Genomic DNA, 26,390 nt, shown 5'->3' with positions numbered 1-26,390 from the left:
ATGACGTGTCCGGCCCGCGGACGTCAGGTCGCGTTCGTCGGTTGCGTCGGGGTCTCGTCGAGTCGGTCGCGCAGTGCCTGGAGAGCCGGGCCGGCGGCGGCGAGAGCGGCCCGGTCTTCGTCGCCCAGTGCGGCGAGCGCACTGGTGAGGACGACGTCGCGCTCCTCGCGGATCTGCGACACGAGGGCGCGGCCGTGGTCGGTCAACCCGACCAGGACCGCGCGTCGATCCGCCGGGTCGGGTCTGCGTTCGACGAGCTCGTGTCTGGTGAGGCCGTCGATCACCGACGTCGCTGTCGGCATACGGATGGACTCGCGATCGGCGAGTTCACCCATCCGCATCCACCCGTCGTCGGCGAGGACGTTGAGGGCCGAGGTCTGCGCCGCGGTGAGCTCGACCCTTGGTGCGCGTCGGCGAAGCGCCAGGTAGAGCCTGGTGATCGTCGGACGCAGCGTCAGGGCGAGCTGCGCGGGATCGGAAGCGGGCACGTTTAGAAACTCTAATACTTAGAGTTTCGAAGTAACATCTCGTCAGGGTGTGACGCTGCTGACACGCGCGTCAGACGCCGATCGGGCTCCCACCGTCGCGCCAGACCGCGACCACCGACGGCCGCGGTTGGGAGTTCCCGCCGTCGGGCCAGTGCGATGCCGGATTGTCCGCGGAATGGTCGTCGAGTTCTCCGGGATGCTGCACCGCGATCAGGATGCGGCTGCTGTCGATGACCGGACCGCACGTTTCGGCGCCCTTGGGAACGGTCAGGAACTGTTTGGTCTCGCCGCGGCGGTCACCGTCGAGGGCGACGGCGAACAGGCCGTCGTTGGAGTCGAGCGCGTTGCCGTCGGTGGAGATCCACAGATTGCCGTGCGGGTCGAAGGCGACGTTGTCGGGGCAGGAGATGGGGCTGACCCTGGTCTTGTCGAACCCGCCGTAGTAGGTGTCGGCGGCGGCGGGGTCGCCGCAGACGAGCAGGAGTTCCCAGGTGAACTCCGTACCGGTGTGGTCGTCGGTGATCTCGAGGATCTGACCGTTCTTGTTCTCGTTGCGGGGGTTCGCGAGATCGGCGGCGGCCTTGCCGTCGGTGCCGCGGTCGCTGTTGTTGGTCAGTGCGCAGTACACCTTGCCGGTCTTCGGGTTCGGCTCGATGTCCTCGGGACGGTCCATCTTGGTGGCGCCGACGGCGTCAGCGGCCTCTCGGGTGAACACCGCGACCTCGGCAGGTGACATGCCGGCGACGTACGACCGGGCCGTGCCGTCGGCATTGACGGTGAGCAGGGGCTTCCACGACCCCTTGCCCGCGAACTTGCCTGCCGCAGGCAGGGCGCCGGAACCGTCGACCGGTTCGCCGGTGAACGTAGCGACGTACAGGGTCCCCTCGTCGAGGATGCGCATGTTGTGTTCGCGCGCGGTCTTCGACAGTCCGCTCTTGATCTTTCGGCTCGACACGAACTTGTAGATGTACTCGAACTTCTCGTCGTCACCGCTGTAGGCGACCACGGTGCCCTCGCCGGGACCACTGCCGACGACGTAGATGTTGGCCGACTCGTGCTTGAACCGCCCCATTGAACTGTGTTTGACGGGAACGGCTTTCGGATCGTGTGGATCGACTTCGACGATGTAGCCGAAGCGGTTGGCCTCGTTGGGCTCGACGGCCAGGTCGAAGCGTTTGTCGAAGCGACCCCAGTGGTGTTCGTCGGCGTCGTCCTCGAAGGTGTAGCGCGCGAGACGTCCGGCCGTCTTCGGGTCGGTCACCGTGCTCGCGTTGCTGAAGTAACCGTTGAAGTTCTCTTCGCCCGAGAGCATGGTGCCCCACGGGGTGAGCCCGCCGGAGCAGTTGGCGATCGTACCCAGGACGGTGGTGCCGGCGGGATCGGCGCTCGTCTTCACGAACTCGGTGCCTGCGGCGGGACCGGTCAGGCGGAACGGACTCGACGCGGTGAGGCGCTGGTTACGCGGTCCGACAACGGTTGTGAGCGCGCCGGAGCCAGGCCGGGCGGTCACCTCGACCACGGCGATACCGATCGAGGCCATCGCGATGCGGGCCTGCTGTTCGGTGGGTTGGCCGTCCTTGTACCCGGTGAACATGAACGGTTCGGTGGGGTACTCCAGATTGGCGACCAGGTAGAAGTGGTCGGGCACGCCGTCGACCGGGATGAGCCCGGCGAAGTCGTTGTTGAAGCCGAACTGCCCGGCCTGGGCCTCGGGGGTCTGATTGGCGAAGTCGAACTCCGGGGCGCCGGGCAGGACGGGGTCGCCCCAGCGGATGACCACCTCCTGCCGATATCCGTCGGGGATCACCACCGCGTCTTCGGTGTTGGCCGGGACGGCCGCGAACTTCATGCCCGGCAGCGCATCTCCGGTGGCAGATCCGGTCGTCGAGGTGCCGCTTCCCGAGCCGCTCTCGCCGCAGGCCGCGAGCACCGATGCCGCTCCGACCGCGACGGCCGCACCCGCCGACGTCTTGAGGACGCTCCGCCGCGAGACCGCGGTACGCACGACGTCGCGGAAGTACCCGTTGTCGCTGCGGTTTCCGGGATCGTGACGGCAGGCATCGCCACATTTGTAGCGACACGTCACATGGGCGCGAGAGGAACGGCCGGCGTCGTGACCGGTGGAGGTGAACAGCGGCAACTGGATTCGCACTCGCAGGACGCTAGGCGGCGCGAGCGAACCGGTGGAGACCCGGATGTGAACGGGAACCCAACGTGCGGTGGCCGTCCGCCGGCTGAGCTCTGTCGAAGCCTCTAGAACCGCCCGCCGGTACCGATCCGTCCCGACGATCCGGAGCCGCCGAACGAGCCGGGGCTGCGTCCGCCGCTGCTGAACCCGCCACCGAATCCGCCGGGGTATCCGCCTCGGTATCCACCGCGCCCGCCGCTGATGGTGCCGCGCAGGAAGCTGTCGACGAGGATGCCGCCGAGGACGGCTCCGGCGGTCGAGGAGCCGCCCGAACGCGGCTGCTGCGACTGCTGCCAGTTCACGACGTCACCCTGGGCGGCCATCAGAGCCTGGTCGGCGAGAGCACCGGACCGGCGTGCCGTCGAGGTGGCGGCGCCCGGGTCGGTTCCGGCGGCCTCCTGGGCGGACCGGAGAAGTCGCTGGGCCTCGGCAAGACGGGTCCGGGCGGTGGACTGGACGGCGCCGCGTCGGGTGCCGATGAAGTCCGACGCCGCGGTCACCTTCGCAGTCGCCGACTCGAGGGCCGCGGTCAACACCTGTGCGCGACGGGTGCGTTCGGCCGCGGAATCCCTTGCGGCGTCGAGCGCGTCGTCGAGATCGGCGTCCGCGTCGACCAGTGCGGTGAACGATCCCAAGGGATCGGCGTCGAAGCCGGTGCGGGCCGCGTCGAGCGCGGTTCGCGCGGCCGCCGCGGCAGTCGCCAGCGCGGGTCCGCCATCGGCGGTCAGTGAGGCGGCCTCGGCGAGCTCGCCCTCCACCTCCTCGATCAGCGCGGGCATACGGGACTGTGCGGCCGCGATGTTCGCGTCGGCGTGATCGATCGCGTCGAGGAGCACGGTGGCCTGCTCGATGGACCCCTCGGCCGAACGGATCGCCGCGACCGCGGGACCCTGCTGCCCGACCGGTGCGGCACTCGCAGCACGACCCTGATCGGCGGTCGCCTCGGCGAAATCGATCTGCTGCCGGGCGAGTTCGACGTTCGGCAGGATCGATGCGAGCGTCTGCTCGCCGTGCTTCTCGGTCAACTCGGTGAGCTGCTGCGTGGCCGGGTCGAGGCGTGCGCGCAAGCCGATCAGCTGCTGGGTGATCGCGTCGAAGCGGGTGTCCGCGTTGATCAGCAGGTTGCGCATCGCATCGAAGGCCTCGACCTGGTCGTCGAGCGCGGCGTCGGCCTCGGTGCACGAGGTGATGATCTCGACGAGCATCCCGCGGCGTTCGTCGTCGGTCTCCGGGACGTTGTCGTCGAGCCGCTGCCGGGTGGTGAAGGACTGCGCGAGACCGCGTCTCGCCCGCTCGAGCGCCTTCGTGAACGGTGCGGTCTCGGCCGGCCCGAACTCGTCGACGGCCAGCCGCAGTTCCTCTTCGCTGGTGCGGATGGCGTTGTCGAGATCGGTGAGGACCTCGCGGGACCACGGATCCAGTACGTCGAGTGGCTGTTCCGCGAGTTGGTCGACGGTCAGTTCCTGCTCGCGAAGCGCTTCCACGCTGCCGTCGATCCGACGCTGCTTGCGCCGTCGCGAATAGAGGTACGCGCCGCCACCGCCGATCACGACCGCCCCGCCGACGACACCGGCGGTGATGACCCCGGTGTAGCTGGGGTCGAGGGCATTCGAGAGCCCGTTGATGGCGCCCAGCCCGGCCTGCGCCCAGTTGCCCTCGCGAAGCTGCGGGACGACGTCGTTGGTGGCGACGTCATCGAGGGTCGACTGGTCGAGTCCGCCGATGCTGTCCGGAGCGAACATGCGGTAGGCGCGGTCCTCGGTCGCGACGGCCAGCAGCGCGTCGTGGTCGCCGAGTTCGCTGGCGATGGCGGTCTGGTCGGCCCACTGTTCGCTGGTGAGGCCGTCGAAGCTGCGGACGTACACGATCCACATCTGTATGTCGTGCTCGTTGTACAGATCGTCGACGGCGTTCTCGAGCTCGGTCCGCTGCTCCGGGGTGATCACCTCGGCCGAGTCGACGACATAGGTGGGCAGGCGCGTGGGCGGCTCGGCGGCGGCCGTGCCGGCTCCGACGCTCAGCAGCAGGGTCATGCCGAGCGCGAGACCGACGGCTCCGAGAGCTGCCGAGACGCGACGTGGCACGACGTGCCCCCACCCTCCACGAAACGCAGGTTCCCGATGCATGATCACAAATCTAACCAGCCGCCGCATTCGGGTGAGTGTATGTCCGTCCTTGACCTCGATCGGTGCCGGCACGTGCTCAGAGTCGAGCGTCGCGCCACCGGCACAGGGCCTCGACGGCGGTGAGGTCGTAGTCGGGGCCCGTCACGCCGACGGTGAGCAGACTGATGCCCTCATCGGCCAGCGAGTCGGCACCGCGGAGCATGGCGTCGACGTCGCCGTCGAACTGCACCGCCGACGACCGTTCGATGGTCTCCGGATCGCGTCCTACCGCGGCGCAGTGCTCGGCGAGGACCTTCGACTTGTGGCGGTACTGCTCGACGTCGTTGAAGCCGTGCCAGGCGTCGGCATGCTCGGCGATGTAGCGCAACGTCTTCTTCTCGCCGCTGCCGCCGACGAGGATCGGGATGTCGCGGGTGGGTGCGGGGTTCAGCTTGCCCAGACGCGACTTGATGCGCGGCAGTGCCGCCCCGAAGTCGTTGAGGCGCGAGCCGACGGTGCCGAACTCATAGCCGTACTCGTCGTAGTCCTTCTGGAACCAGCCGGCGCCGACACCGAGGATCAGACGGCCGCCGCTGATGTGGTCGACGGTGCGGGCCATGTCGGCGAGCAACTCCGGATTGCGGTAGGAGTTGCAGGTCACCAGCGCGCCGATCTCCACCCGCGACGTCTGTTCCGCCCACGCACCGAGCATCGTCCAGCACTCGAAATGTTCACCCTCCGGAGCACCGTAGAGGGGGTAGAAGTGGTCCCAGTTGAAGGCGACGTCGACGCCCGCATCCTCGGCGCGACGGACCGCGTCCCGGATCAGGCCGTACTCGGGGGCGTGCTGGGGCTGGATCTGGACACCGATACGAAGAGGAAAGGCCATGGCGACCAGTCTGCCTGGTTACGACGTCGACGTCGACGTCGACGTCTTATGGTCCCGCGCTCCCTGAGGAGGCCCGGAGCTTGGGGGGCTGACGTGTCTTCTGCTCCCTGAGGAGGCCCGGAGCTTGCGGAGGGTCGTCTCGAAGGGTGGTACCAAAGAGCCTGTGACACCCAGGCCCGCCGCTCCGTCCCTCGATGAACTCCGACGCCGCACCAGCTCGAAGTGGTCGACCCACCCCGACGACGTCCTGCCACTGTTCATCGCGGAGATGGACTACCAGCTCGCACCGGTGGTCGCGGAGGCGATGATCGACCGCATCCGGGCGTCCGATGTCGGTTACGCCGGCGACTCGGGCGGTGTGGGAACGGCTTTCGCAGGTTTCGCCGAGCGGCGGTGGGACTGGCAGCTGAGCGCCGACGACGTCACGCTGACCACCGACGTGAGCGTCGTGATCGTCGAGTCGTTGCGGACGGCGATACGTCCGGGCGACGGTGTCATCCTGATGCCGCCGGTGTATCCACCGTTCTTCGAGCTCATCCCGGAGGCCGGCGGAACCGTCGTGGAGGTGCCGCTGCTCGACGACCCGGGGTGGCGGATGGACCTCGACGGCATCGAGACAGCGCTGAAGGCGGGTGCGCGGGCAGTCTTGTTGTGTCACCCGCACAATCCGGTGGGTCTGGTCCACGACGCATCCGATCTCGCGCGGCTGGCCGAGCTCGCGGCGTCGTACGGTGCGACCGTCGTGAGCGACGAGATCCACGCGCCGCTGGTCCATCCCGGGGTGGGATTCGTCCCGTTCCTCGCGGTGAGCGACGCCGCGCGCGAGGTGGGCATCGCTGCGCATTCGGCCAGCAAGGCGTTCAACCTCGCCGGCGCCAAGTGTGCGCTGATGGTCGCCACCTCCGATGCGACCCGGGCGATCGTCGCACGTCAGCCCGACGAGGTGCAGTACCGCACCTCCATCCTCGGCCGCGCCGCGACCGAGGCCGCCTTCGCTCACGGCGACGAGTGGCTCGACGCCATCCTCGAGGTAATCGGCGAGAGTCTCGATCTGCTGGATCACCTTCTGGCAAAGCATCTTCCGGGTGTCGTCTATACCCGACCGAGTGCGTCGTACCTGTCGTGGCTCGACTTCCGCGACGCCGGGCTCGGCGATAACCCGGGCCTCCCGATCCTCGAACACGGCCGCGTCGCGCTGCACTACGGGCCCGCGTTCGGTTCGCAGGGCAACGGCTTCGCGCGGTTGAACGTCGCGTGTTCGCCGGAGGTGCTGACCGAGGCGATCCGACGGATCGCGCGCGTCGTCGACAACCCGCCCGACTGATAGCGACGAAACCGCGCCTGCTGCCGCGGCCAACTGCTATGAATCTCCGAATGGACAACGAGCGGGCCGCAGAATGGGATGAGCGATACGGCAATGCCGAGCGGCTGTGGACCGCGGACGTCAACCCCGCGCTGATCATCGAGGCGAACGACCTGACGCCGACCACCGCGCTCGACGTCGGGTCGGGGGAGGGCGCCGACGCCCGCTGGCTGGCGAAACGCGGCTGGGAGGTGACCGCTGTCGACATCTCACAGGTGGCGCTCGACCGGGCACGCGAGATCAGTGGCGAACTGCCGATCACGTGGACACGCGCCGATCTCGTCGTCGATCCAGTCCCCGGTGCCGATTACGGTCTCGTCGCGCTGCACTACTTCCCGATCCTCGTCGAGGAGCTCGAGGTCGCGCGGAAGCTCGTCGACGCTGTCGGCCCGGGAGGTTCGCTGCTCGTCGTCGCGCATGCACCGGAGGGCGTGCGAGCGCACGGGTTCGAGCCGGACGATTACGTGCAGCCGGGCGGTTTCGCCGAACTCCTCGGCGACGGTTGGGAGATCGTCACCGACGAGACGCGTGAGCGGGGCAAAGCCGCAGGCCGCGGTCATCACACGCACGACATGGTGTTCCGGGCTCGACGAGCCGGCCGGTAGCGGGCGCGTGGGTCAGTCGAGGGCGGCGAGTACCGCTTTCGCAACCTGCTGATGCCCCTTGGCGTTCGGATGCAGCCGCAGTGCGCCAACGGGATTCGTGTACGGTTCGGCCCACCTCGTGGACTGGGACTTGCAGGAATCGTGCCCGACGCTGGGGCCGTACGTGTCGACGAACGCGACGCCGGCCAGCTGGGCCTGAGTCTTCAGCATGGTGTTCAGCTCGACTTCGAGACGGTCGAGGAAGGCGGTGTCCTCGGCGGAGAACGGGTTTCGTCCGGGGCAGTTGCCTTGTTGCGGGTAGACCGCCGGATAGCCGACGACCAGGATCCGCGCGGCTGGGGCTCGGTCTTTGATCCCTGCGATGGCGGTGGCGATCTTCGCGGCCGACAGTTGGATCTCGGCCGAGTACCGACCGAGAGTGCGGGCTTCACACGGTGCGAGTTGTGAGCTGCCCGAGGCGGTTTGTGAACAGTCGGCGATGCTGCCCGAGTAGACGTTGCCGTCGTTGTAACCGAGTTGCATGGTGACGACATCGGTCGTCGGGCTCAGGCCGTCGAACTGTGGCGGTTGGCCGGCGGTTTGGCTCGTCGTGAGGTGTCGGGTCTGGGCGCCACCACAACTCATGTCCTTGAGTCGGTAGCCCTCCTCCTCGGCGACCAGACGCGGGAAGTTGTTGGTGGACCGTCCACAGCCGGTCGGCGATCCCGGAACCGACGAGGGAATCCCGACGCCTGCCGAGAACGACGCCCCGAGCGCCACGTACTCGGTCGGATCGTCGGCGACCGCAACCGCGGTTGCCCCGGCCATCAGTCCGGCCACCGCTCCCAACGCGACGGCGAGGGTTCTACTTCGACGACATGAACGCATGGGTCGAGAGTGACCGTCTGTGCACAGAAGTGAACTCGGAGTGACTGCTTCGTGAGGGAACCGAGATGTCCTCGACATCAAGCGACTCGGACATTGTCCCTTGATCAGACGTATTCGCTGAACACCGCACGTGTCGCTTCCCTTTCGACTTACGGTGACGTCGGCGCAGGGGGATCAAAACCGACAAACGTGCCTGCGCCTTTCGGGAGGGCTCATGAGGAAATCATCGATGCGCGCCCTGTGCGCGGCTGTGCTGGCGACGGGCGTGGCGGCCGGTGGAATCACCGGTGCCGGAACAGCATCCGCGGCTCCGGGCGGACTGACACTGCAAGGGGTCTCCAACGGAGACTGTACGGCTACCATCAAGATCACCAACTACACGAATTCCACTTATTTCCAGCCGGACTGGTGGTTCGAGCAGGAGAATGACCCGGCCATGGTGAACGCGACGAGCATTCCGGCCGAGATGTCCGCTCCGTGGCGTGAGGTGTCGGGTATCCCATGGCCGATTGCGCGGTGGGTCGGCGATTCACCGGCGTTGACCTCGGGTCTCGCTCCGGGAGTTCCGAGTTGGGGGAATGGCAATCCGTACAATCGGAACGCCCAACCCGACGGTTTCGTCACCGAGCGGACGATCGACCTCAAGACGGTGACCGGCGCGCCCGAACCCTCGTCGGACGGAACGAAGACGATCTGGTTCCGGATCAAGACCGGACCTCAGACCGCTGATCGTCTACCGACACCGCAGAATCTGGTCGTCGACGGGTGTCGCAGCTCGAACGGTTCGCTGGACTTCGGGTCGCTCGACCTCGGCTCTCTCGGTCTATAGCTGTTCGCCAGCCGGGGCCGGATCTACCCGCCGAACAGCAGGTACAGCCCGAGGAAGGTGTAGCAGACCATCGTCACCATCATCGTGAGCTGGCCCGTCAGCTGGTGTCGGCGGGGGAGGAGCCGCAATGAGGCGTCGTGGGCCGCCGCGACGCCCATCATGTGGCCGCCGACCACGAAGAGCACCTTGAGTGTCACGGTGACGGTCGGGTGATCCGACATGATGTACACCGGGTGGGCGTCGCTCAGCCACAACAGGTTCCATCCCAGTCCCAGCGGATCGCCCAGGGCCAGAAGAGCTTCCTGTCCCTGTTCGACGAGTGATTGCAGGTAGTGGGCGAGGATGTAGCCGATCACGATCGGGATGAGTGAGTGCGCCATCAGACCGGGTAGGCGGCGTCGCCGGTCGGGTCCCACCCCGCCGACGGCGCGCGCGGCCGACCAGAAGGTCACCGCGACCACGCCGACGAACACCAGCAGACCGGCGGTCGAGAGCAGGGTCGCGCTCACCTGGCTACCGTCGGACCGCTCGTCGACGAACTCCTGCCACAGCGGGATTGCCGAGAAGCTGTCGAATGCGGTGGAGCCGAGCAGGATCGCCAGGACGGTGACGGTTCCGGGAAGAACCGGCAGGGTGGTCAGCGAGTTCATCGGACTCCGCACGATCACCTTGCCGTCGGCGTTCTTCGCGAACGGGGCGAGGCGGGACGCGACGGTGCTGTACACGGCGAACGGGTCGGCGTTGTCGGTCCACCGCAGTCCACAGACGATGCCGCCGGCGAGTGTGATCACGAGATAGCACAGCAACCAGAGTCGCACGGCCGAGACCGAACCCGGCTCCGGCGAGGCCAGTTCCAGCCAGACGAAGGCGAACAGGCCGAACGCGGCCGGCCACCAGCCCAGACGACGGGGATAGACCTTCCGGCCGACAGCCCGCGGGCCGAGGGCGGCGCCCGCGACGCGCAGCACCGTTCGGATCGGCGACAGGAGCCGCCAGACCGGACCGATGAGCGCCGACAGCACCGTCATCCCGACCCACAACAGCACGTAGAACGCTCCGGGAAGCGGGTTCTCGTCGGTGTCCGGGCCGAACGCGGCAAGCACCAGCCACAGGGTAAGTACCAGGGCGGCACCGGCGATCAGGCCGCGAGCCCAGGAATTGTCGACGGTGGCCGTAACCCACGACGGCAGTTCGCGCCCGGCGTCAGATCGACCGTATCGCGGTGTGCGCCAGGCGAATGCGATCACCGCGAAGGAGATCGTCAGAGCCCAGGCGCCGCCGATCAGCACCGCGGTCAGCGGGACCGGCAGGTACTCCGAACCGCCCAGACCGTGGGCGAGCAGGGTGTCAGACGTCGGCCTCACGGTCGGGGTCATCGGCCTCGTTCCGGGTCGGTGGGACGGTGGGGTCGGTATCCGCGTCGGAGTGGGTGGGCTCGTCGGAGTCCGGAGCGTCCTCGTCGTCGCCACGACGACGGTCGTGGATCGCGATCGCGACGATGACGCCCACCAGGATGAACGCCGGGATCACCGCGGGCAGCGCCAGGATCAGGGGATGCGTGGCGAGGTGATGGACCATCATCTCCTGTGCGGCGGCGATCATCGTTGCGGCGCCAATTCGGGTTCCCGTGCGCCCGTGGTGGTCTCGCGGGAGTTGACCCGACCGGCTCCCCACGACAGCGCGGTGATGAGCAGCAGCGAGCACACCAGCACCACCAGCGACGCGGCACCGAACAGCCACGACGGATAGTCGAAGGTGCGCTCACGCTGCAGGATCGAGATCTCCGCGACGAACGGCTTCGTCGATGTCTGCTGCGCCGGTTCCCCCTCCGCGCCGATCGCGGGGTCGGCCGGCAGATACACCGGTACACCGGCCATGGTGGTGCCGTCCTGCACACGGAGGATCGTCTTCCACGATCCCGACACCGGCATCGGTTCGGTGGACCGGAACTGGTTGGGGCCCACGCGTTCGAGCCGGTCGATGACGATGCCGCGATCGTTGTCGATGCCGCCCTGCCAGGACATCAGCGTCACCCACTCCGGGTCGCCGCTGATCGCGTCCGACGGGTCGAGAAAGACCTCGGCCGTGACGTTCTGCTCGGCCGCGTCGTTCGCTCCGGCCGGGGTCAGGACGACTCGTGCGGTCATGTCCGCCGGCACGGAGACGCGCAGACCGTTCGCGACGGCACCGCCGATCACCACCACCGAGAGCACGACGGCGGTGATGCTGATCCAGCGTCGGGGCAGGCGCTCACCGACCGAGACGATGCCGAGCAGGGCACCGCACAGACCCGCGGCCACGCCCACCGGGATGGCCATGGCCAGGGCCTCTCCCCACATGCCGGTCACCCACGGGAACGGGTAAGCGGCCGCGATCCACCAGGATTCGATCCAGAGTCCGACGGTCGCGACGCCCAGGCCCGCCACCGCGCCGAAGAGCACGCGCCGCTTGAACAGCGGCGTCAGCGCGAGCAGTTCGATGACCACGGCCGCGCCGAGGTACAGCGGGAACACGTTGATCGGCGCACCGAGCGCGGGCCCGACGACGACCGCGACCACACCGCGCAGCAGGATCGCGAACACCGCGGCGACGAGCGCACTGCCCGGTCCGAGGCTGATCCGCGCGGCGACGAGCGCGAATGCGCCGGCACCGGCGATCATCATCGGCTGCAGCACGAGCCGGAACTGCTCGACGCCGAAGTCGTACTCGATTTGGAAGACCGACATGCCGATCACAAGGCCGCCGAAGGCGAGGCAGCGGACAATCCACTGTCCTCGTCCGTCCGGCGGGAGGTCGGCGCCCATCGCGGCCCTGCCCTCGCGGTCGAGGATGACGACCGCGATGAGGGACAGTCCTGCACCGCCGATCAGCATCAGGTGGGTCGGACCCCAGAGCGTGACGTCCTGACCGAAGATGCGATGCCAGACGTCGTCCAGCGGGAAGCCCAGCAGGGCGTAGAAGCCGCAGCCTGCCAACAGGATTCCGCCGACCGGTGCGTACCAGTTGCGGGTGATCCTGATCGCGGAGCGTCCGGGCTTCTCGAAGGGCAGGAAGACCGACAGCATGCCGGAGATGAACAGCAGGAACAGGCCGACCAGGATGAAGTAGTGCGCCGGGTTGGCGAGCGGTCCCTCGTCGCGGCCGTCACCGATGTGCAGGCTGACGTCCCAGAGGAAGCCGAACAGGGCGCAGATGATGGTGCTGGTGAACAGGAAGATCGGCAGGGCCGCCCACGGTGGCCGGTTGACGCGGCGCGCGGCCCACTCGGCGAGGGTGGTCAGCCACGTGATCTTGTGCGTGCGATGCAGGTAGCCAATCCAGAGCAGTCCGATGGACACCACTCCGGCTGCTGCGGACATCAGGAACACCTGGTCGAGTGCCGCTCCTCCGCCCTCGGCAGCGAGGCGGAGGTCCGTGACATCGCTTGTTGTCATGAACGAAGTATGCACATCTTGGTCATGTCCCGGAAGGCCGTCGATCAAACTGCGACCCGGAGACGCATGGCGCTGCCGCCGCCGACAAGGAACTTAGGTTGTGCACAATTAAGTTGTGCACTACTGTTTTGGGGGTGCCCACCAATCCGGAGCCGCTCGACCGACAGCTCTGTTTCTCGCTGTATGCCGCTACCCGGGCTGTCACCGGCCTCTACCGGGAAGTGCTGTCCGAGTTCGGTCTCACGTTCCCCCAGTACCTCGTTCTGCTCGCCCTCTGGGAACACGACGGGCTCACCGTGCGGGATCTGGGCGAGCGGCTCCAGCTCGACAGCGGCACGCTGTCACCGCTTCTACGGCGTCTCGAGCGGGCCGGGCACATCACCCGCGAACACTCGGTCGAGGATGCCCGCGTGGTCCATGTCCACCTGACCCCGGAAGGGGATGCGCTGCGTAGCCAGGGTGGCCGGATCCAAGGATGCCTGGTGGACAACCTGGACCTCACGTACGACGAGGCGTCGACGCTGCATGCGCTGGCGCACAAGGTCACCGATCAGGCGCGCGGCAGACAGCCGCGTAACTGATCAAGAGTCCGTCATCACCAACCGTCGAAGGAGACGATCATGAACACCCTCTACACCGCAGAAGCCCTGGCCACCGGCGCGGGGCGCAACGGGCACGTTCGCACAACCGACGGCTTCGTCGACACCGACCTCGCCATTCCGCGCGAGATGGGTGGTGCCGGCGGTGCCGTCAATCCCGAGTTGCTCTTCGCTGCCGGATACGCCGCCTGCTTCCACTCCGCCCTGCAGGCGGTGGCTCGCGAGGCCAAGGCCAGGCTGGGCGATTCGAGCGTCGGGGCCAAGGTCGGTATCGGCGCCGACGAGCAGGGCGGCTTCCAGCTCGCTGTCACGCTCGAGGTCGTCATCCCCGACCTCCCTCAGGACCAGGCGCAGGCCCTCGCCGACCGCGCGCACCAGGTCTGCCCCTACTCCAACGCCACCCGCGGCAACATCGACGTCAACGTCATCGTCGTCGACGACTGACCGGTTTCCCTGGGAATGCGGCTCGCCGGGGGTGCCGTCAGCGGCAGACGGCGCCCTGCGACGCCGATGTGACCAGCTTCGAGTACTTCGCCAGGACCCCACGGGTGTACCGCGGCGGCAGAGGAGTGAACTCCTTGGCGCGGGTCTTGAGTTCGGCGTCGTCGACCAATAGGTCAAGGAGGCCGCGCCCGACGTCGAGCCGGATGCGGTCACCGTCGCGGACCAGCGCGATCGGCCCGCCGTCGACCGCTTCGGGCGCGACGTGGCCGACGCACAGCCCGGTGGTGCCACCGGAGAACCGGCCGTCGGTCATCAGCAGCACGTCCTTGCCGAGTCCCGCGCCCTTGATGGCGCCGGTGATGGCCAGCATCTCGCGCATGCCCGGACCGCCCTTGGGTCCTTCGTAGCGGATGACGACGACGTCGCCTGCGGTGATCGTGCCGTCCTCGAGTGCGTCCATCGCGGCGCGCTCCCGGTCGAAAACCCTTGCGGTGCCCTCGAACACGTCGGAGTCGAAACCGGCCGACTTCACCACGGCCCCTTCCGGGGCGAGCGATCCCTTGAGGATGGTGATGCCGCCGGTCGGGTGGATGGGCGACTTGGTGGCGCGCAGGACCTGCCCGTCGGGATCCGGCGGCGCGATGTGCGCGAGGTTCTCCGCGACGGTCTTGCCGGTCACCGTCAGGCAGTCGCCGTGCAGCAGGTCGGCGTCGAGCAGGGCCTTCATCACCACCGGCACACCGCCGATGCGGTCGACGTCGGTCATCACGTGCCGGCCGAACGGCTTGACGTCGGCGAGGTGGGGGACGCGTGCGCCGACGCGGATGAAGTCGTCGAGCGAGAGCTCGACCTCGGCCTCGTTGGCGATCGCGAGGAGGTGGAGGACCGCATTGGTGGACCCACCGAAGGCCATCACCACCGCGATCGCGTTCTCGAAGGCCTCGCGGGTCATGATGTGGCGCGCGGTGATCCCGCGGCGCAGCAACTCGACGACGGCCGCCCCGCTCTGCCGGGCGAACTGGTCGCGACGCTTGTCGGGGGCCGGGGGAGCGGCGCTGCCCGGGAGCGACATCCCGAGCGCCTCGGCGGCGCTCGCCATCGTGTTGGCGGTGTACATCCCGCCGCAGGCGCCCTCACCCGGGCAGATGGCGCGCTCGATGGTGTCGACGTCCTCGCGGCTCATCAGCCCGCGGGAGCAAGCACCCACCGCCTCGAACGCGTCGATGATGGTGACCTGGCGTTCCTTGCCGTCGGACAGCGTCGCGTAGCCGGGCAGCGTCGACCCGGCATAGAGGAACACCGAGGCGAGATCGAGGCGGGCGGCGGCCATGAGCATGCCGGGCAGGGACTTGTCGCAGCCGGCGAGCAGGACCGAGCCGTCGAGCCGTTCCGCGCTCATCACGGTCTCGACGCTGTCGGCGATCACCTCGCGGGAGACCAGCGAGAAGTGCATGCCCTCGTGGCCCATCGAGATGCCGTCGGAGACCGAGATGGTGCCGAACTCGAGCGGATATCCGCCGCCTTCGTGCACGCCGTCCTTGACGGCCTTGGCCAGGCGGTCGAGCGAGAGATTGCACGGCGTGATCTCGTTCCACGACGACCCGACACCGATCTGGGGTTTCGCCCAGTCGTCGTCGCCCATGCCCACCGCGCGGAGCATGCCGCGGGCGGCGGTCTTCTCCAGGCCGTCGGTGACGTCGCGACTGCGAGGTTTGATGTCGACTTCGTGGCCTGTGCTCGTGCGCTCGGTCATGTGGTCCACGGTAGTGGTCCCCGGACGAGATCAGGTTGCGTTTGCCCTCGGCGAGCGGGGCGAAACGCAACCTGATCTCGGTGAACAGCGGACGATTTCAGGCGCGCAGCTCCCGCTTGAGGAGCTTGCCGCTCTGGTTGCGCGGCAGTTCCTCGACGAACTTCACCAGCTTCGGGACCTTGAACGGCGCGAGCTGCTGCTTGACGTGGTCGATCAGCTCGGCCTCGGTGACCACGGCCTCGGCGCGCAGCACGACGACCGCGGTGATCGCCTCGATCCACTTCTCGTCCGGGGTGCCGATGACGGCGACCTCGGCCACGGCGTCGTGGGTGTAGATCGCGTCCTCGACCTCGCGCGAGGCGACGAGGATGCCGCCGGTGTTGATGACGTCCTTGATGCGGTCGACGACGGTGACGTAACCCTCCTCGTCGCGGGTGACCAGGTCGCCGGAGTGGAACCAACCGTCGCGGAAGGCCTCCTCGGTGGCGGTCGGGTTGTCCCAGTAGCCCTGGCACAGCTGCGGTGAGCGGTACAGGATCTCGCCGGGCTCGCCGACGGGGACGTCGTTGCCGTCGGCGTCGACGACGCGGGTTTCGACGAAGAAGACCGGACGGCCGCACGAGGCGGGGCGGGCGTTGTGCTCCTCGGGGCGGAGAACCGTTGCCAGCGGGCCGATCTCGGACTGACCGAAGCAGTTGTAGAAGCCGAGGTCAGGGTAGCGCTCGCGGAGGCGCTGCAGGACGGTGACCGGCATGATCGACGCGCCGTACTGCGCCTTGCGCAGCGACGACAGGTCGCGGGTCGCGAGGTCGGGGTGCGCGGCCAGCGGCACCCACACCGTCGGTGCCAGGAACAGCGAGCCGATCCGGTGTTCCTCGACGAGCCGCAGGATCTCGGGGATGTCGGGTGCCGGCATCAGCCGGATCGTGGCGCCGACCGCGAGGTACGGAAGCATGAACACATGCATGCCCGCCGAGTGGTAGAGCGGCATGCAGATGAGCGGGTTGTCGTCGGCGTCGAGGTCGAGCGCGATGATCGACGAGGTGTACTCGTGGATCAGCGCGCGGTGGGTCATCATGGCGCCCTTGGGCTTCGACGTCGTGCCCGACGTGTAGAGGAACTGCACCAGGTCGGTGTCCTCCACCGAGACGTCGAGTGGGGGAACCCCTCCCGCGGTCGCGATGGTGAACAGCGAGTCGTCGGCGTCGCGCAGGGGGAGCACGAACTCGGCCGGCACGACGTCGATGACGGCGTCGAGATTGTCGGTCAGAGCGGGGTCGACGAGCACGGCCCGGGCGCCGGACTGCTCGAGCAGGTAGCTCAGTTCGCCGGCGCGCAAGGCGTAGTTGATCGGCACGTGGACGAGCCCGGCACGCGCTGCGGCGAGGTAGCCGATCACGTAGGCGTGCGAGTTGGTGCCGTAACCGGCCACGCGATCGCCCTTGGCCAGACCGAGGGAGAGAAGGTGCGCGGCGGCGCGGGTCACGGCGTCGTCGAGCTCGCGGTAGGTGAGGGTGTCGTCGCCGAAATGCAGGGCGGCGCGGTCGGGGAATCTCGCGGCAGTGCGGCGCAGCACTCCGTCGACGGTGTTCGAAGTGGGGGTCATCACCTCATCAGGATGACGGTCGAGGGGGGTTGTGATGCAAGCACCCCCTGCCGCGTCCGGCACCTGCCCAGGGCGTCTGTCAGAGTCGAAGGACAGCACGAATCGGAGATCGACGCGATGGAGATGTGGCCATGGGAAAAGACCGAGATCGGGATCCCGGCGGTCGCGCCCGACAGGCTCGGCCGCGTGACGAACTGGGTCGCCCGCTGCCGTACGGTGCGGCGGGCGTCGAGCCGGTGCCCGAGGAGCCGTTGCCACCGCACGAGACGATCGCATTCGCGCGGCGGCTGCTCGAGGACGGCCGGCCGTTCTTCGCGCACGAGGTGTTCGAGACGCGATGGAAGTCCTGTCCGGTCGAGGAACGTCCCCTGTGGCAGGGGCTTGCCCAGCTCTGCGTGGCGCTGACGCATCATCGACGCGGAAATGCTGTCGGTGCCCGACGCCTCCACGATCGGGCCGCCACGCGACTCGTCGAGTACGAGAACGCCGGCGGAGTGAGGTACGAGATGGATCTGAAAGCGATCCGCGACTGCGTGCTCGACGAGATCGACGAGTCCGAACCGACCTGAGGTGGCCAGGCCGAGTGTCATCGCCGCAGGGCGGAGTTGTCGGACCCGTATGCGAACATATGTTCTATGCGGATCGAGCGCCGGGAGCGCCAGGAGGCGACGATCCTGCATGCCGATCTCGACTCCTTCTACGCATCGGTCGAACAGCGCGACGATCCGTCCTTGCGCGGATGCCCGGTGCTGGTCGGCGGGGGAGTCGTGCTGGCCGCGAGCTACGAGGCCAAGGCCAAGGGGGTGCGGTCGCCGATGCCCGGGCACGAGGCGCGCGCCCTCTGTCCGGACGCCGTGGTGGTGCGTCCCCGGTTCGATGCCTACATGGAGGCCAGCCGCGAGGTCTTCGACATCTTCCACGACACCACTCCGGTCGTCGAGGGAATCTCGGTCGACGAGGCGTTCCTCGACGTCGGCGGTTTGGGCCGGATCAGCGGCACCCCGCACGACATCGCCACGACGATCCGCGAACGCGTACGGGACGAGGTCGGGTTGCCGATCACCGTGGGCGGCGCGCGCAGCAAGTTCCTGGCCAAGGTGGCCAGCGCCGTCGGCAAGCCCGACGGTCTGCTGATCGTCGCGCCCGGCACCGAACTCGCCTTCCTTCATCCTCTTCCGGTGCGTCGGTTGTGGGGCGTCGGGCCGGTGACCGAGGCCAAGCTGCACGACGCCGGGGTCGAGACGGTGGGTCAACTCGCCGAGATGGGTGAGCGGTCACTGAGTGCGATCGTCGGATCAGGAGCAGGTCGCCACCTCTTCGCGCTCTCGTTGGCGCAGGACCCGCGTCGCGTCGAAACCGGAAAGCGCCGTTCGTCGATCGGTTCACAGCGTGCGCTGGGTCGCCGCCCGAAGTCCGAAGCCGACCTCGAGGCGACCATCACCGCGATCGTCGAACGTCTCGGCAGGCGACTCAGGTCCGCCGAAAGGGTCTGTCGCACAGTCATTCTCCGGCTCCGCTTCGACGACTTCACCCGCGCGACCAGGTCGCGCACCCTGGTCGAGGCCACGGACCGCACCGACCTCATCATGGCGTCGGCTCGCGGCCTCCTCGCCGACGCGATGCCGATCATCCGGGAGCGCGGCTGCACCCTCGTCGGGTTGTCGCTGACCAATCTCGACGACCACGACAACATCCAGCTGACGCTGCCCTTCGACACTGATCATGCCGAACAGCTCGACGCCACGATGGACTTGTTGCGGGATCGCTTCGGCCGGGACTCCGTCACCCGGGCCGTACTCATCGGCCGTCATCACGGCGACGACGCACCGATGCTCCCCGATTAGGAATCTCGTAGAGAACATGCGCGCCATGTCCCCACGCTTTCTACCGATCGCGGAGGTGAGCAAAACGCGCGAAACGATACTTATGCGCTCAAGCGTGACTGTGTCGACGTCTGCCCCAACACTTCTGATGTGGCCACCGAAATGTGGTCGTCCTCACATCAACATCAGAATCGAGCTAGACAATGTTGGTAGCACTCGGCCTCGGAATGGTGGCCACCTTCATGGTCCTGATCATCACCAAACGGGCCACGCCCGTGGTGGCGCTGATCCTCGTCCCGGTTGCGTTCGGCCTGTTCGCGGGAGCCGGCCTCGACATCAGCGACATGATCACCGACGGCATCAAGGACCTCGCACCCACCGCGGCGATGCTGTTCTTCGCGATCATCTTCTTCGGGATCATGATCGATGTCGGGCTCTTCGACCCGGTGGTCCGCCTCGTCATCCGCGCGGTGCACGACGACCCGGCCCGGCTCGTCGTCGGCACCGCGGTTCTGGCGATGGTCGTCTCGCTCGACGGTGACGGGTCGACGACCTTCATCATCACCACCGCAGCGCTGCTGCCGCTGTACGTGAAACTCGGTGTCAGCCCGGTGGTCCTGACCGTCGTCGCCGGTCTCGCCAACGGCACCATGAACATCCTCCCGTGGGGTGGTCCCACCGCCCGCGCCGCGAGTGCGCTCAACATCGACACCAACGACGTCTTCGTCCCGATGATCCCTGCGCTCGGCGCCGCGCTGGCCGTCGTACTCCTCTTTGCCTACCACCTGGGAGTCCTCGAACGTCGCCGCATCGGCACCCTCGAGATGAAGGAGTCGCTGCTGGCTCCGCGTGAAGAGGTCCTGGTCGCCGCCGGCACCGGCACGACCCTTCCGTCGACCCCGCCCCGACGCAGCACCGGCGGATCGTCGGAAATCGATTCGACGGCAACGGGTTCCGAAGCCGACGAGACCCCGGGTCGTGACCAGTCGTTCTCCGGCGTCCTCGACCCGAACCGGGAAACGCTCCGGCCCAAGCTCTTGTGGCTCAACGCCGGCCTCACCGTCGCCCTGCTGGCGATCCTCGGCGCCGACATCCTCGCCATCCCCGTGCTGTTCATGGTCTTCGCCGGCATCGCCCTCGCCGTCAACTTCCCGCACGTCAAACAGCAGCAGGCGGCCATCACCCGGCACAGCTCGAGCATCGTGTCGGTGGTCGCCATGGTCCTCGCCGCCGCGGTGCTGACCGGAGTGTTCAACGGCACCGGCATGGTCGACGCCATCGCACACTGGCTCGCCGACGGCATCCCCGACTGGATGGGTCCGCACATGGCCGTCGTCATCGGCGTCCTGTCGATCCCGTTCACCTTCCTGATGAGCAACGACGCCTTCTACTACGGTGTGCTGCCCGTCCTGTCCGAGACCGCGACGCGCTATGGCATCGACCCCACCGAGATGGCTCGCGCGTCCATCACCGGTCAGACGGTCCACATGCAGAGTCCGCTGGTCCCGGCGATCCTGCTGCTCGTCGCGCTGGCCGGCGTCACCCTCGCCGACCATCACAAGAAGGTCCTGTGGCGGGCGACGGTGGTCTCCCTGGTCATGCTCGGTGCGGGCGTGCTCGTCGGAGCCATCCCGTTCTGAGCGAATCGATGTCGGTGGCGGCGCTGCATTCAGCGCCGCCACTAGGCTGACGTCATGCGTTTACGGACGCAGGTGCTGCTGCTGCAGCTCGCTGTCCTCGCGGTCAGCCTCGCGGTCGGGTTCGGTCTCGTCATCGCCGGGGCCGACGATCGTGTCCGCGACGAGTACGCCCAGCGAGCCCTGGCGATAGCTCGTTCGGTGGCCGCCGACACCGGGGTCCGCGTGGCGGTGGCGGCTCAACAGGGTCGAGCCGTGGAAGCGGACGATCTCGTCGACGGCCCGCTGCAACGCCAGGCGGCCGCGGTTCGGGAACGGACCGGCGCATTGTTCGTCGTCATCGGCAACGACCAGGGCATCCGACTCGCCCACCCTGAGGTCGCGGAACTGGCGAAACCGGTGTCGACCGACCCGTCGAAGGCGCTGGCCGGCTCCGACGACGTCGCGACCGACCGGGGCACCCTCGGCGAGTCCGTCCGGGCGAAGGTCCCGATCTTCGACCCCGGCGGTCGCATCGTCGGCTTCGTCAGCGTCGGCGTCTCGACGGAACGGCTCGCGAAGGAAACGCGCAGCGACATCATCGCCACGACGCTCCTCGCGCTGACCGCACTGGGCATCGGCGCACTCGGATCGGTCATGCTGGCCCGGCGCTGGCGCAAGCTCACCCTCGGCCTCGAGTCCGACGAACTCGCCGAACTCGTTCGTGAACAGGGCGCGGTACTGCACGCGATGGCCGACGGAGTGCTGGCCGTCGACGCCGACGGCATCGTCCGGGTCGTCAACGACAAGGCCCGCGCGCTTCTCGACATCGACGCTCCGGTGGGGACGAAGGCCGCCGACCTCGGACTCACCCCCCGCATCGCGGCCGTTCTGGCCACGCCCACCGACGAGCCGCTCGCCGCCACCGTCGGCGACCGCGTCGTCCTGGTCAGCTCCCATCGGGTGCACGCCGACCGTCGCGACCTCGGCATGGTCCTCTCGGTCATCGACCGCACCGACGTCGAAGCGCTCAGTCGCGAGGTCGACTCCATCCGGTCGATGGGCGCCGCCCTCCGCGCTCAGCGTCACGAGACCGCCAACCGAATGCATGTCCTTGCCGGCCTCCTACGCCACGGCCATGCCGACGAAGCGCTCGACTACCTCGAAGAGCTGTTCGGGAGCGGCCCCGGCGGCGCGCTGCTCGCCGGACTGGGCAACGTCCGCGAACCCCACCTCCACGCCTTCCTCGACGCGAAAGCCGCCCACGCGCGGGAGCGTCGCGTCACGCTCCGCCTCGGCGACCAGACCTGGCTGCAGGGCACACTCACCGAACCCGTCGTCGCCACCACCGTCGTCGGCAACCTCATCGACAATGCACTTGAGGCAGTAAGCGGGCAGGCCGACGGGATCGTCGAGGTCGAGCTGATCGCCGACGGCGACACCCTGTTCGTATCGGTCGGCGATTCCGGTCCGGGAATCTCCTTCGACGATCCCGACGAGGTCTTCGCCGAGGGAGCGACCACCAAACCCGGCGACCACGTGCCCGGTGGTCGGGGGATGGGCCTGTCCCTCGCGCGGCAGGTCGCACGCCGGATCGGGGGAGACCTGTGGGTCGCGGACCCCGGCGGCGAACGGTCCCCGGCACCGGAGCATGATCCGCCTGGCGCACTGTTCGTCGCCCGGCTCCCGGGCATCATCGCGCCCGAGCCCGACGAGGAAGTGCAAAGGTGATGACAGGGGATCTGGGCGTCCTGATCGTCGACGACGACTTCCGGGTCGCCGCACTGCATTCGACGATCGTCGACGCTGTGCGCGGCTTCAGCGTCCGTGCGCGGGTCGGCAGCGTGGCCGAAGCACGACGAGCCCTCGTCGATCATCCCGACATCGACCTCGCACTCCTCGACGTCTACCTCCCCGACGGTTCCGGCATCGACCTGGTCGCCGAACTCGACTGTGACTGCTTCATCGTCGGCGCCGAGAACGACGCGAGCGCTGTCCGCACCGCGATGCGCGCCGGTGCGCTGGCCTACCTGATCAAACCCTTCGACGACGCCGACCTCGCCCGCCGCCTCGCCGGCTACGCGCAGTACCGTCGCGTCCTCAGCGGCGAGAACGTCGACCAGCACGCGGTCGACGCCGCGCTGTCCGCGCTGCGCTTCGGCACCCGCGCGGCGGAACGGTCGGAATCCGGGTCGCCGACCGAGCAGCGCATCCTCGACCTCTTCGTCGACCCCGGCACCGCACTGTTCGCCGACGACGTGTCACGCGAGGTCGGGATCGCCGCTCCGACTGCCCGGCGACACCTGGCCAATCTCGTCGCCGCGGGCCGCCTGCGGATGTCGCTGCAGTACGGAACCACCGGCCGACCCCGTCAGGAATACCGGCGCCCCAAATCGTGACCTGATAATGCCGCGGGCGGGGTACGCCGCCGACCTCGCGCACTAGAGTGTCAACCCATGACGACGCAAGTAGACGCCACCAATCCCGATCTGGTGACGGTCGGTGTGCCGACGCACTGGTACAACCTCGCCGCCGAGCTCGAGACACCGATTCCCCCGCACCTGCACCCCGGCACCAAGGAGCCGGTGGGCCCCGAGGACCTCGCCGCACTGTTCCCCGCCGGGCTCATCGCGCAGGAGGTCTCCAGCGAGACCTACATCGAGATCCCCGAGCCCGTCCGCGAGATCTACAAGATGTGGCGTCCCTCGCCGCTGATCCGCGCCCGCCGCTTCGAGGAGGCGCTCAACACCAAGGCGCGCATCTACGTCAAGTACGAGGGCGTCAGCCCGGTCGGCAGCCACAAGACCAATTCCGCTGTCGCACAGGCTTACTACAACAGCCTCGACGGCGTCACCAAGCTGACGACCGAGACCGGCGCCGGCCAGTGGGGCAGCGCACTCGCCTTCGCCGGCGCGCAGTTCGGCATCGACGTCGAGGTCTGGCAGGTCCGCGCCTCGTACAGCTCGAAGCCGTACCGCGGCTTCCTGATCCGCACCTACGGCGGCACGATCCACCCGAGCCCCTCGGACCTGACCGAGTCGGGCCGGGCGATGCTCGCCAAGGACCCGAACACCAGCGGAAGCCTCGGCATGGCCGTCAGCGAGGCGGTCGAGGTGGCCGCTGCGAACGCCGACACCCGCTACGCCCTGGGTAGCGTGCTCAACCACGTCGTGCTGCATCAGAGCGTCATCGGTCAAGAGGCTGTCGAGCAGCTGAACGCCGTCGAAGCCGGCGGTGCGGATGTCGTCTTCGGTTGTGCCGGAGGCGGTTCGAATCTCGCCGGACTCTCGTTCCCGTTCCTGCGGGAGAAGCTGCACGGACGGTCGAACCCGCGCGTGGTCGCCGCCGAGCCGGCCGCGTGCCCGTCGATCACGCAGGGCGAGTACCGCTACGACCACGGCGACGTCGCCGGTCTCACCCCGCTGCTCAAGATGCATACGCTCGGAATGGATTTCGTCCCGGACCCGATCCACGCCGGTGGCCTGCGCTACCACGGCATGGCGCCGGCGCTGAGCCACACCGTCGAGCTCGGACTGGTCGAGGGCGTCGCCATCACACAGCACGACGCGTTCGCCGCGGGCGTGCAGTTCGCCCGGGCGCAGGGCATTGTCCCGGCCCCGGAGTCCACCCACGCGATCGCGGCCTGTGCGGCCCACGTCGCCGACAGTGACAAGGAAGAGGTCGTGGTCATCGGCCTGTCCGGTCACGGCCAGCTCGATCTGCCCGCCTACGCCGAGTTCCTCGACGGCAACATCTGAGCATGACCGCGGCGATGCGGACGGTCGGTGTCGACCTGTCCGCATCGCCGGCCAAGACCGCGGTCGCGGTCCTCGACTGGTTCGACGACCGGACCGAGCTGGTGGACCTGGTCGTCGGAGCCGATGACGCCGAGATCCGACGCCTCGTCGACGGCGCCACGCGCATCGGGATCGACTCGCCGTTCGGCTGGCCCGATGACTTCGTGGAATTCGTTGTCGCACATCACCGCGGCGGTTTGGTTCCCGGCCGCAAACTCGACGACATCGCCAATCGACGCCCGCTCGCGCTGCGTCGTACCGACCGGTGGATCGCCGAATCCGGCCTCGGCCGACCTCTGAGTGTGTCGGCAGATCAGATCGCCCACGTCGCCTTCCGCTGCGCGGGACTCCTCGCCGACCTGGGCGTCGAGGATCGTGTCGAGGGCTGGGCCGTCGAGGCGTATCCCGCCGGCGCACTCAAACGCTGGGGACTGACCTCTCGTGGTTACAAGCGCGCAGCCGATCGAACCGTGCTGACCGAACTCGTCGATGCACTCCGGACTGCAGCACCGTGGCTGGAGCTCGGCGAGCGAATCGGTCAGATGCGGAGCGACGACGACGCATTCGACGCCGTCATCACCGCGTTGATCGCCCGCGCTGCGGAGTTGGGCTCCACGACGCTTCCCTCCCCGGACGACCGGCCGGTTGCGTTGCGCGAGGGGTGGATTCACGTCCCGGACGGTGAGCTGGACACCCTCACCCCAACGACTTCCGCATCAGCACGCGTGGGAATCCGTTCAGTACCGAGCCGGTGTCGGCGGCCTTGGTGAAGCCTGCCTTGTCGAACAGTCCCCGGGTGCCGACGTACGCCATGGTGAGATCGACCTTCTCGCCGTGGTTGTCGACGGGATACCCCTCGATGGCCGGCGCCCCGTTCGACCGGGCGAACTCGACCGCGCCGTCGAGGAGCGCATGTGCGATCCCCCGCTTGCGGTGGCCCGGTCGGACGCGGATGCACCAGACCGACCACACCGGGAGGTCGTCGACGTGCGGGATCGTGCGGCTGGTCGCAAAGGTCGTGTCCGCTCGCGGTGAGACCGCCGCCCAGCCGACCACGTCCTCGCCGTCGTCCGTCGACTCGTAGGCGAGGACGCCGAGTGGAATGCCGCTGTCGCACAGTTCCTTCACGTACTCGCCGCGCTGTTGGCGGACCAGCGCCTGATTCTCCTTGCTCGGAATGCGGTAGCTGAGACACCAGCACACGTTGGAGGTCGGCTTATTGGGGCCGAGGATCGTCGCCATGTCGGCGAAGACCGTCGCGGGCCGGACGTCGATCGTCATGCGTCCCAGCATCACAACCGTCGCCGACGTGGCGCAAGGGCCAGAACCTGTCCGCGATCAGCGTCGGATGCGCGGAGCGGACCGGTAGACCGTACGGAACCAGATGGTGGTGAGGATGTCGATCGCGGTGTCGTCATCGGGGATCGACCCGACCACGCCTCCGCGGACGGCGAGCCAGGACCAGCAGGAGGACTCGAGGGTGTTCACCAATGCCGACGCGAGTGGCTCGAGGGGGAGGCCGACGTCGTATCCGGCGCGTTCCGCGCTGTGCAGACCCGCCAGCACCTGTTTGATCCCCGACGCCCGGTTGGCGTGCCAGCGATCCCGGAACTCGTCGTCGAGCATGGACATCTGGAACAGGCCGATGATCTCGGGCAGGTATTTCTTGTAGGTCGTCCAATAGGCGGTGACCGCGGCACGCACGCCGGCTTCGGGATCGCTGTGTCGTGTCGCTAGGGAACCCTCGACCACCTCGTCGCTGAACTGATCCAGCAGTGCCTCGAGGAGCTGATCCTTGTTGTCGTAGTAGTTGTAGAACGAGCCGGTGGAGCGTCCCGCGGCCTCCGCGATGTCGGAGATCTTGGTGTTCAGATAGCCCTTGTCGGCGAAGCAACGCCGCGCCGCGTCGAGAAACGCGGCCTCGGTCTGACGTCCCTTGTTCGTCGGCGGCACCGAGTACTCCTTCCGGGGACTGATCAGTTCA

General features: G+C 68.0%; 24 protein-coding genes. 12 read left to right on the top strand and 12 right to left on the bottom strand.

Annotated features, from left to right (window positions below; translation table 11 throughout):
• Positions 1-23: 23 nt before the first annotated feature.
• The 4 genes from GOALK_RS22240 to GOALK_RS22225 form a co-directional block, all read right to left on the bottom strand.
• On the bottom strand, positions 24-488 hold the full coding sequence (locus GOALK_RS22240) for a MarR family winged helix-turn-helix transcriptional regulator (protein WP_006361104.1): 465 nt from the start codon (positions 486-488) through the stop codon (positions 24-26).
• Positions 489-558: 70 nt separating this feature from the next.
• Complete coding sequence (locus tag GOALK_RS22235) at positions 559-2,640, bottom strand: PhoX family protein (protein ID WP_006361103.1); 2,082 nt, start codon at positions 2,638-2,640, stop codon at positions 559-561.
• Between the two features lie 101 nt (positions 2,641-2,741).
• Positions 2,742-4,709 (bottom strand): TPM domain-containing protein, encoded by a 1,968-nt coding sequence (locus GOALK_RS22230; RefSeq protein ID WP_006361102.1) that lies wholly within the window; start codon positions 4,707-4,709, stop codon positions 2,742-2,744.
• Positions 4,710-4,878: 169 nt separating this feature from the next.
• On the bottom strand, positions 4,879-5,670 hold the full coding sequence (locus tag GOALK_RS22225; RefSeq protein WP_006361101.1) for an LLM class F420-dependent oxidoreductase: 792 nt from the start codon (positions 5,668-5,670) through the stop codon (positions 4,879-4,881).
• 163 nt (positions 5,671-5,833) lie between these two features.
• Here GOALK_RS22225 and GOALK_RS22220 point away from each other — a divergent pair, with 163 nt between their 5' ends.
• Positions 5,834-6,994 (top strand): MalY/PatB family protein, encoded by a 1,161-nt coding sequence (locus GOALK_RS22220; RefSeq protein ID WP_040004441.1) that lies wholly within the window; start codon positions 5,834-5,836, stop codon positions 6,992-6,994.
• Between the two features lie 50 nt (positions 6,995-7,044).
• A complete protein-coding gene (locus GOALK_RS22215; RefSeq protein WP_006361099.1) occupies positions 7,045-7,638 on the top strand; it encodes a class I SAM-dependent methyltransferase in 594 nt (197 codons plus the stop codon).
• Between the two features lie 12 nt (positions 7,639-7,650).
• Here the strand turns inward: GOALK_RS22215 and GOALK_RS22210 are convergent, their stop codons facing one another.
• The gene (locus tag GOALK_RS22210; protein WP_006361098.1) at positions 7,651-8,445 is read right to left on the bottom strand and encodes an SGNH/GDSL hydrolase family protein; all 795 of its coding nucleotides are present in this window, start codon (positions 8,443-8,445) and stop codon (positions 7,651-7,653) included.
• 289 nt (positions 8,446-8,734) lie between these two features.
• Here GOALK_RS22210 and GOALK_RS22205 point away from each other — a divergent pair, with 289 nt between their 5' ends.
• Positions 8,735-9,334: a hypothetical protein gene (locus GOALK_RS22205; protein WP_006361097.1), complete on the top strand. Its 600-nt coding sequence runs from the start codon at positions 8,735-8,737 to the stop codon at positions 9,332-9,334.
• Between the two features lie 23 nt (positions 9,335-9,357).
• On the opposite strand, the gene GOALK_RS22200 is transcribed toward GOALK_RS22205, so the two are convergent.
• From GOALK_RS22200 to GOALK_RS22190, 3 genes are read right to left on the bottom strand one after another with little or no spacing between them, the layout of a single operon-like run.
• Complete coding sequence (locus tag GOALK_RS22200; protein WP_006361096.1) at positions 9,358-10,710, bottom strand: hypothetical protein; 1,353 nt, start codon at positions 10,708-10,710, stop codon at positions 9,358-9,360.
• Positions 10,682-10,936, bottom strand: coding sequence for a hypothetical protein (locus GOALK_RS22195; protein ID WP_040004439.1), 255 nt, complete (start codon positions 10,934-10,936; stop codon positions 10,682-10,684). The genes GOALK_RS22200 and GOALK_RS22195 overlap by 29 nt, the downstream gene beginning before the upstream one ends.
• Complete coding sequence (locus GOALK_RS22190; RefSeq protein ID WP_040004438.1) at positions 10,933-12,768, bottom strand: hypothetical protein; 1,836 nt, start codon at positions 12,766-12,768, stop codon at positions 10,933-10,935. The genes GOALK_RS22195 and GOALK_RS22190 overlap by 4 nt, the downstream gene beginning before the upstream one ends.
• Positions 12,769-12,902: 134 nt before the next feature.
• Between GOALK_RS22190 and GOALK_RS22185 the strand changes: the two genes are divergently transcribed.
• Together GOALK_RS22185 and GOALK_RS22180 are read left to right on the top strand one after the other, a co-directional pair.
• The gene (locus tag GOALK_RS22185) at positions 12,903-13,349 is read left to right on the top strand and encodes a MarR family winged helix-turn-helix transcriptional regulator (protein WP_050918789.1); all 447 of its coding nucleotides are present in this window, start codon (positions 12,903-12,905) and stop codon (positions 13,347-13,349) included.
• A gap of 39 nt (positions 13,350-13,388) precedes the next feature.
• Positions 13,389-13,811 (top strand): organic hydroperoxide resistance protein, encoded by a 423-nt coding sequence (locus GOALK_RS22180; RefSeq protein WP_006361092.1) that lies wholly within the window; start codon positions 13,389-13,391, stop codon positions 13,809-13,811.
• A gap of 37 nt (positions 13,812-13,848) precedes the next feature.
• Here GOALK_RS22180 and ilvD read toward each other — a convergent pair whose 3' ends face one another.
• Positions 13,849-15,564, bottom strand: a complete 1,716-nt coding sequence (ilvD, locus tag GOALK_RS22175; protein WP_040004437.1) for a dihydroxy-acid dehydratase — start codon at positions 15,562-15,564, stop codon at positions 13,849-13,851.
• 97 nt (positions 15,565-15,661) lie between these two features.
• Positions 15,662-17,170, bottom strand: coding sequence for an acyl-CoA synthetase (locus GOALK_RS22170; RefSeq protein WP_006361090.1), 1,509 nt, complete (start codon positions 17,168-17,170; stop codon positions 15,662-15,664).
• Between the two features lie 131 nt (positions 17,171-17,301).
• Between GOALK_RS22170 and GOALK_RS22165 the strand changes: the two genes are divergently transcribed.
• The 7 genes from GOALK_RS22165 (at position 17,302) to GOALK_RS22135 (ending at position 25,176) form a co-directional block, all read left to right on the top strand.
• Positions 17,302-17,739 (top strand): DUF309 domain-containing protein, encoded by a 438-nt coding sequence (locus tag GOALK_RS22165; RefSeq protein WP_006361089.1) that lies wholly within the window; start codon positions 17,302-17,304, stop codon positions 17,737-17,739.
• Between the two features lie 66 nt (positions 17,740-17,805).
• Positions 17,806-19,014: a DNA polymerase IV gene (gene dinB, locus GOALK_RS22160; RefSeq protein ID WP_006361088.1), complete on the top strand. Its 1,209-nt coding sequence runs from the start codon at positions 17,806-17,808 to the stop codon at positions 19,012-19,014.
• Positions 19,015-19,196: 182 nt separating this feature from the next.
• The gene (locus GOALK_RS22155) at positions 19,197-20,633 is read left to right on the top strand and encodes a CitMHS family transporter (protein ID WP_006361087.1); all 1,437 of its coding nucleotides are present in this window, start codon (positions 19,197-19,199) and stop codon (positions 20,631-20,633) included.
• Between the two features lie 54 nt (positions 20,634-20,687).
• Entirely contained in the window at positions 20,688-22,340 is a 1,653-nt protein-coding gene (locus GOALK_RS22150; protein WP_006361086.1) for an ATP-binding protein, read from the top strand.
• Positions 22,340-23,008 carry a response regulator gene (locus tag GOALK_RS22145; protein WP_006361085.1) on the top strand — a complete coding sequence of 223 codons (669 nt, stop codon included), beginning with the start codon at positions 22,340-22,342 and terminating at the stop codon, positions 23,006-23,008. Before GOALK_RS22150 ends, GOALK_RS22145 begins: the two co-directional genes overlap by 1 nt.
• Positions 23,009-23,065: 57 nt before the next feature.
• Entirely contained in the window at positions 23,066-24,367 is a 1,302-nt protein-coding gene (locus GOALK_RS22140; protein ID WP_006361084.1) for a TrpB-like pyridoxal phosphate-dependent enzyme, read from the top strand.
• A 2-nt stretch (positions 24,368-24,369) separates the two neighbouring features.
• Positions 24,370-25,176 (top strand): DUF429 domain-containing protein, encoded by an 807-nt coding sequence (locus tag GOALK_RS22135; protein ID WP_006361083.1) that lies wholly within the window; start codon positions 24,370-24,372, stop codon positions 25,174-25,176.
• Here GOALK_RS22135 and GOALK_RS22130 read toward each other — a convergent pair.
• Together GOALK_RS22130 and GOALK_RS22125 are read right to left on the bottom strand one after the other, a co-directional pair.
• On the bottom strand, positions 25,103-25,687 hold the full coding sequence (locus GOALK_RS22130) for a GNAT family N-acetyltransferase (protein ID WP_040004452.1): 585 nt from the start codon (positions 25,685-25,687) through the stop codon (positions 25,103-25,105). The two genes, GOALK_RS22135 and GOALK_RS22130, sit on opposite strands and share 74 nt — an antisense overlap.
• A 57-nt stretch (positions 25,688-25,744) precedes the next feature.
• Positions 25,745-26,359: a TetR/AcrR family transcriptional regulator gene (locus tag GOALK_RS22125; protein ID WP_006361081.1), complete on the bottom strand. Its 615-nt coding sequence runs from the start codon at positions 26,357-26,359 to the stop codon at positions 25,745-25,747.
• Between the last annotated feature and the right edge of the window lie 31 nt (positions 26,360-26,390).

It is taken from the genome of Gordonia alkanivorans NBRC 16433 (assembly GCF_000225505.1).
Classification (GTDB): domain Bacteria; phylum Actinomycetota; class Actinomycetes; order Mycobacteriales; family Mycobacteriaceae; genus Gordonia; species Gordonia alkanivorans.
The sequence above is the reverse complement of the archived record's forward strand: the minus strand, read 5'-3'. Positions and strand labels throughout refer to the sequence as shown.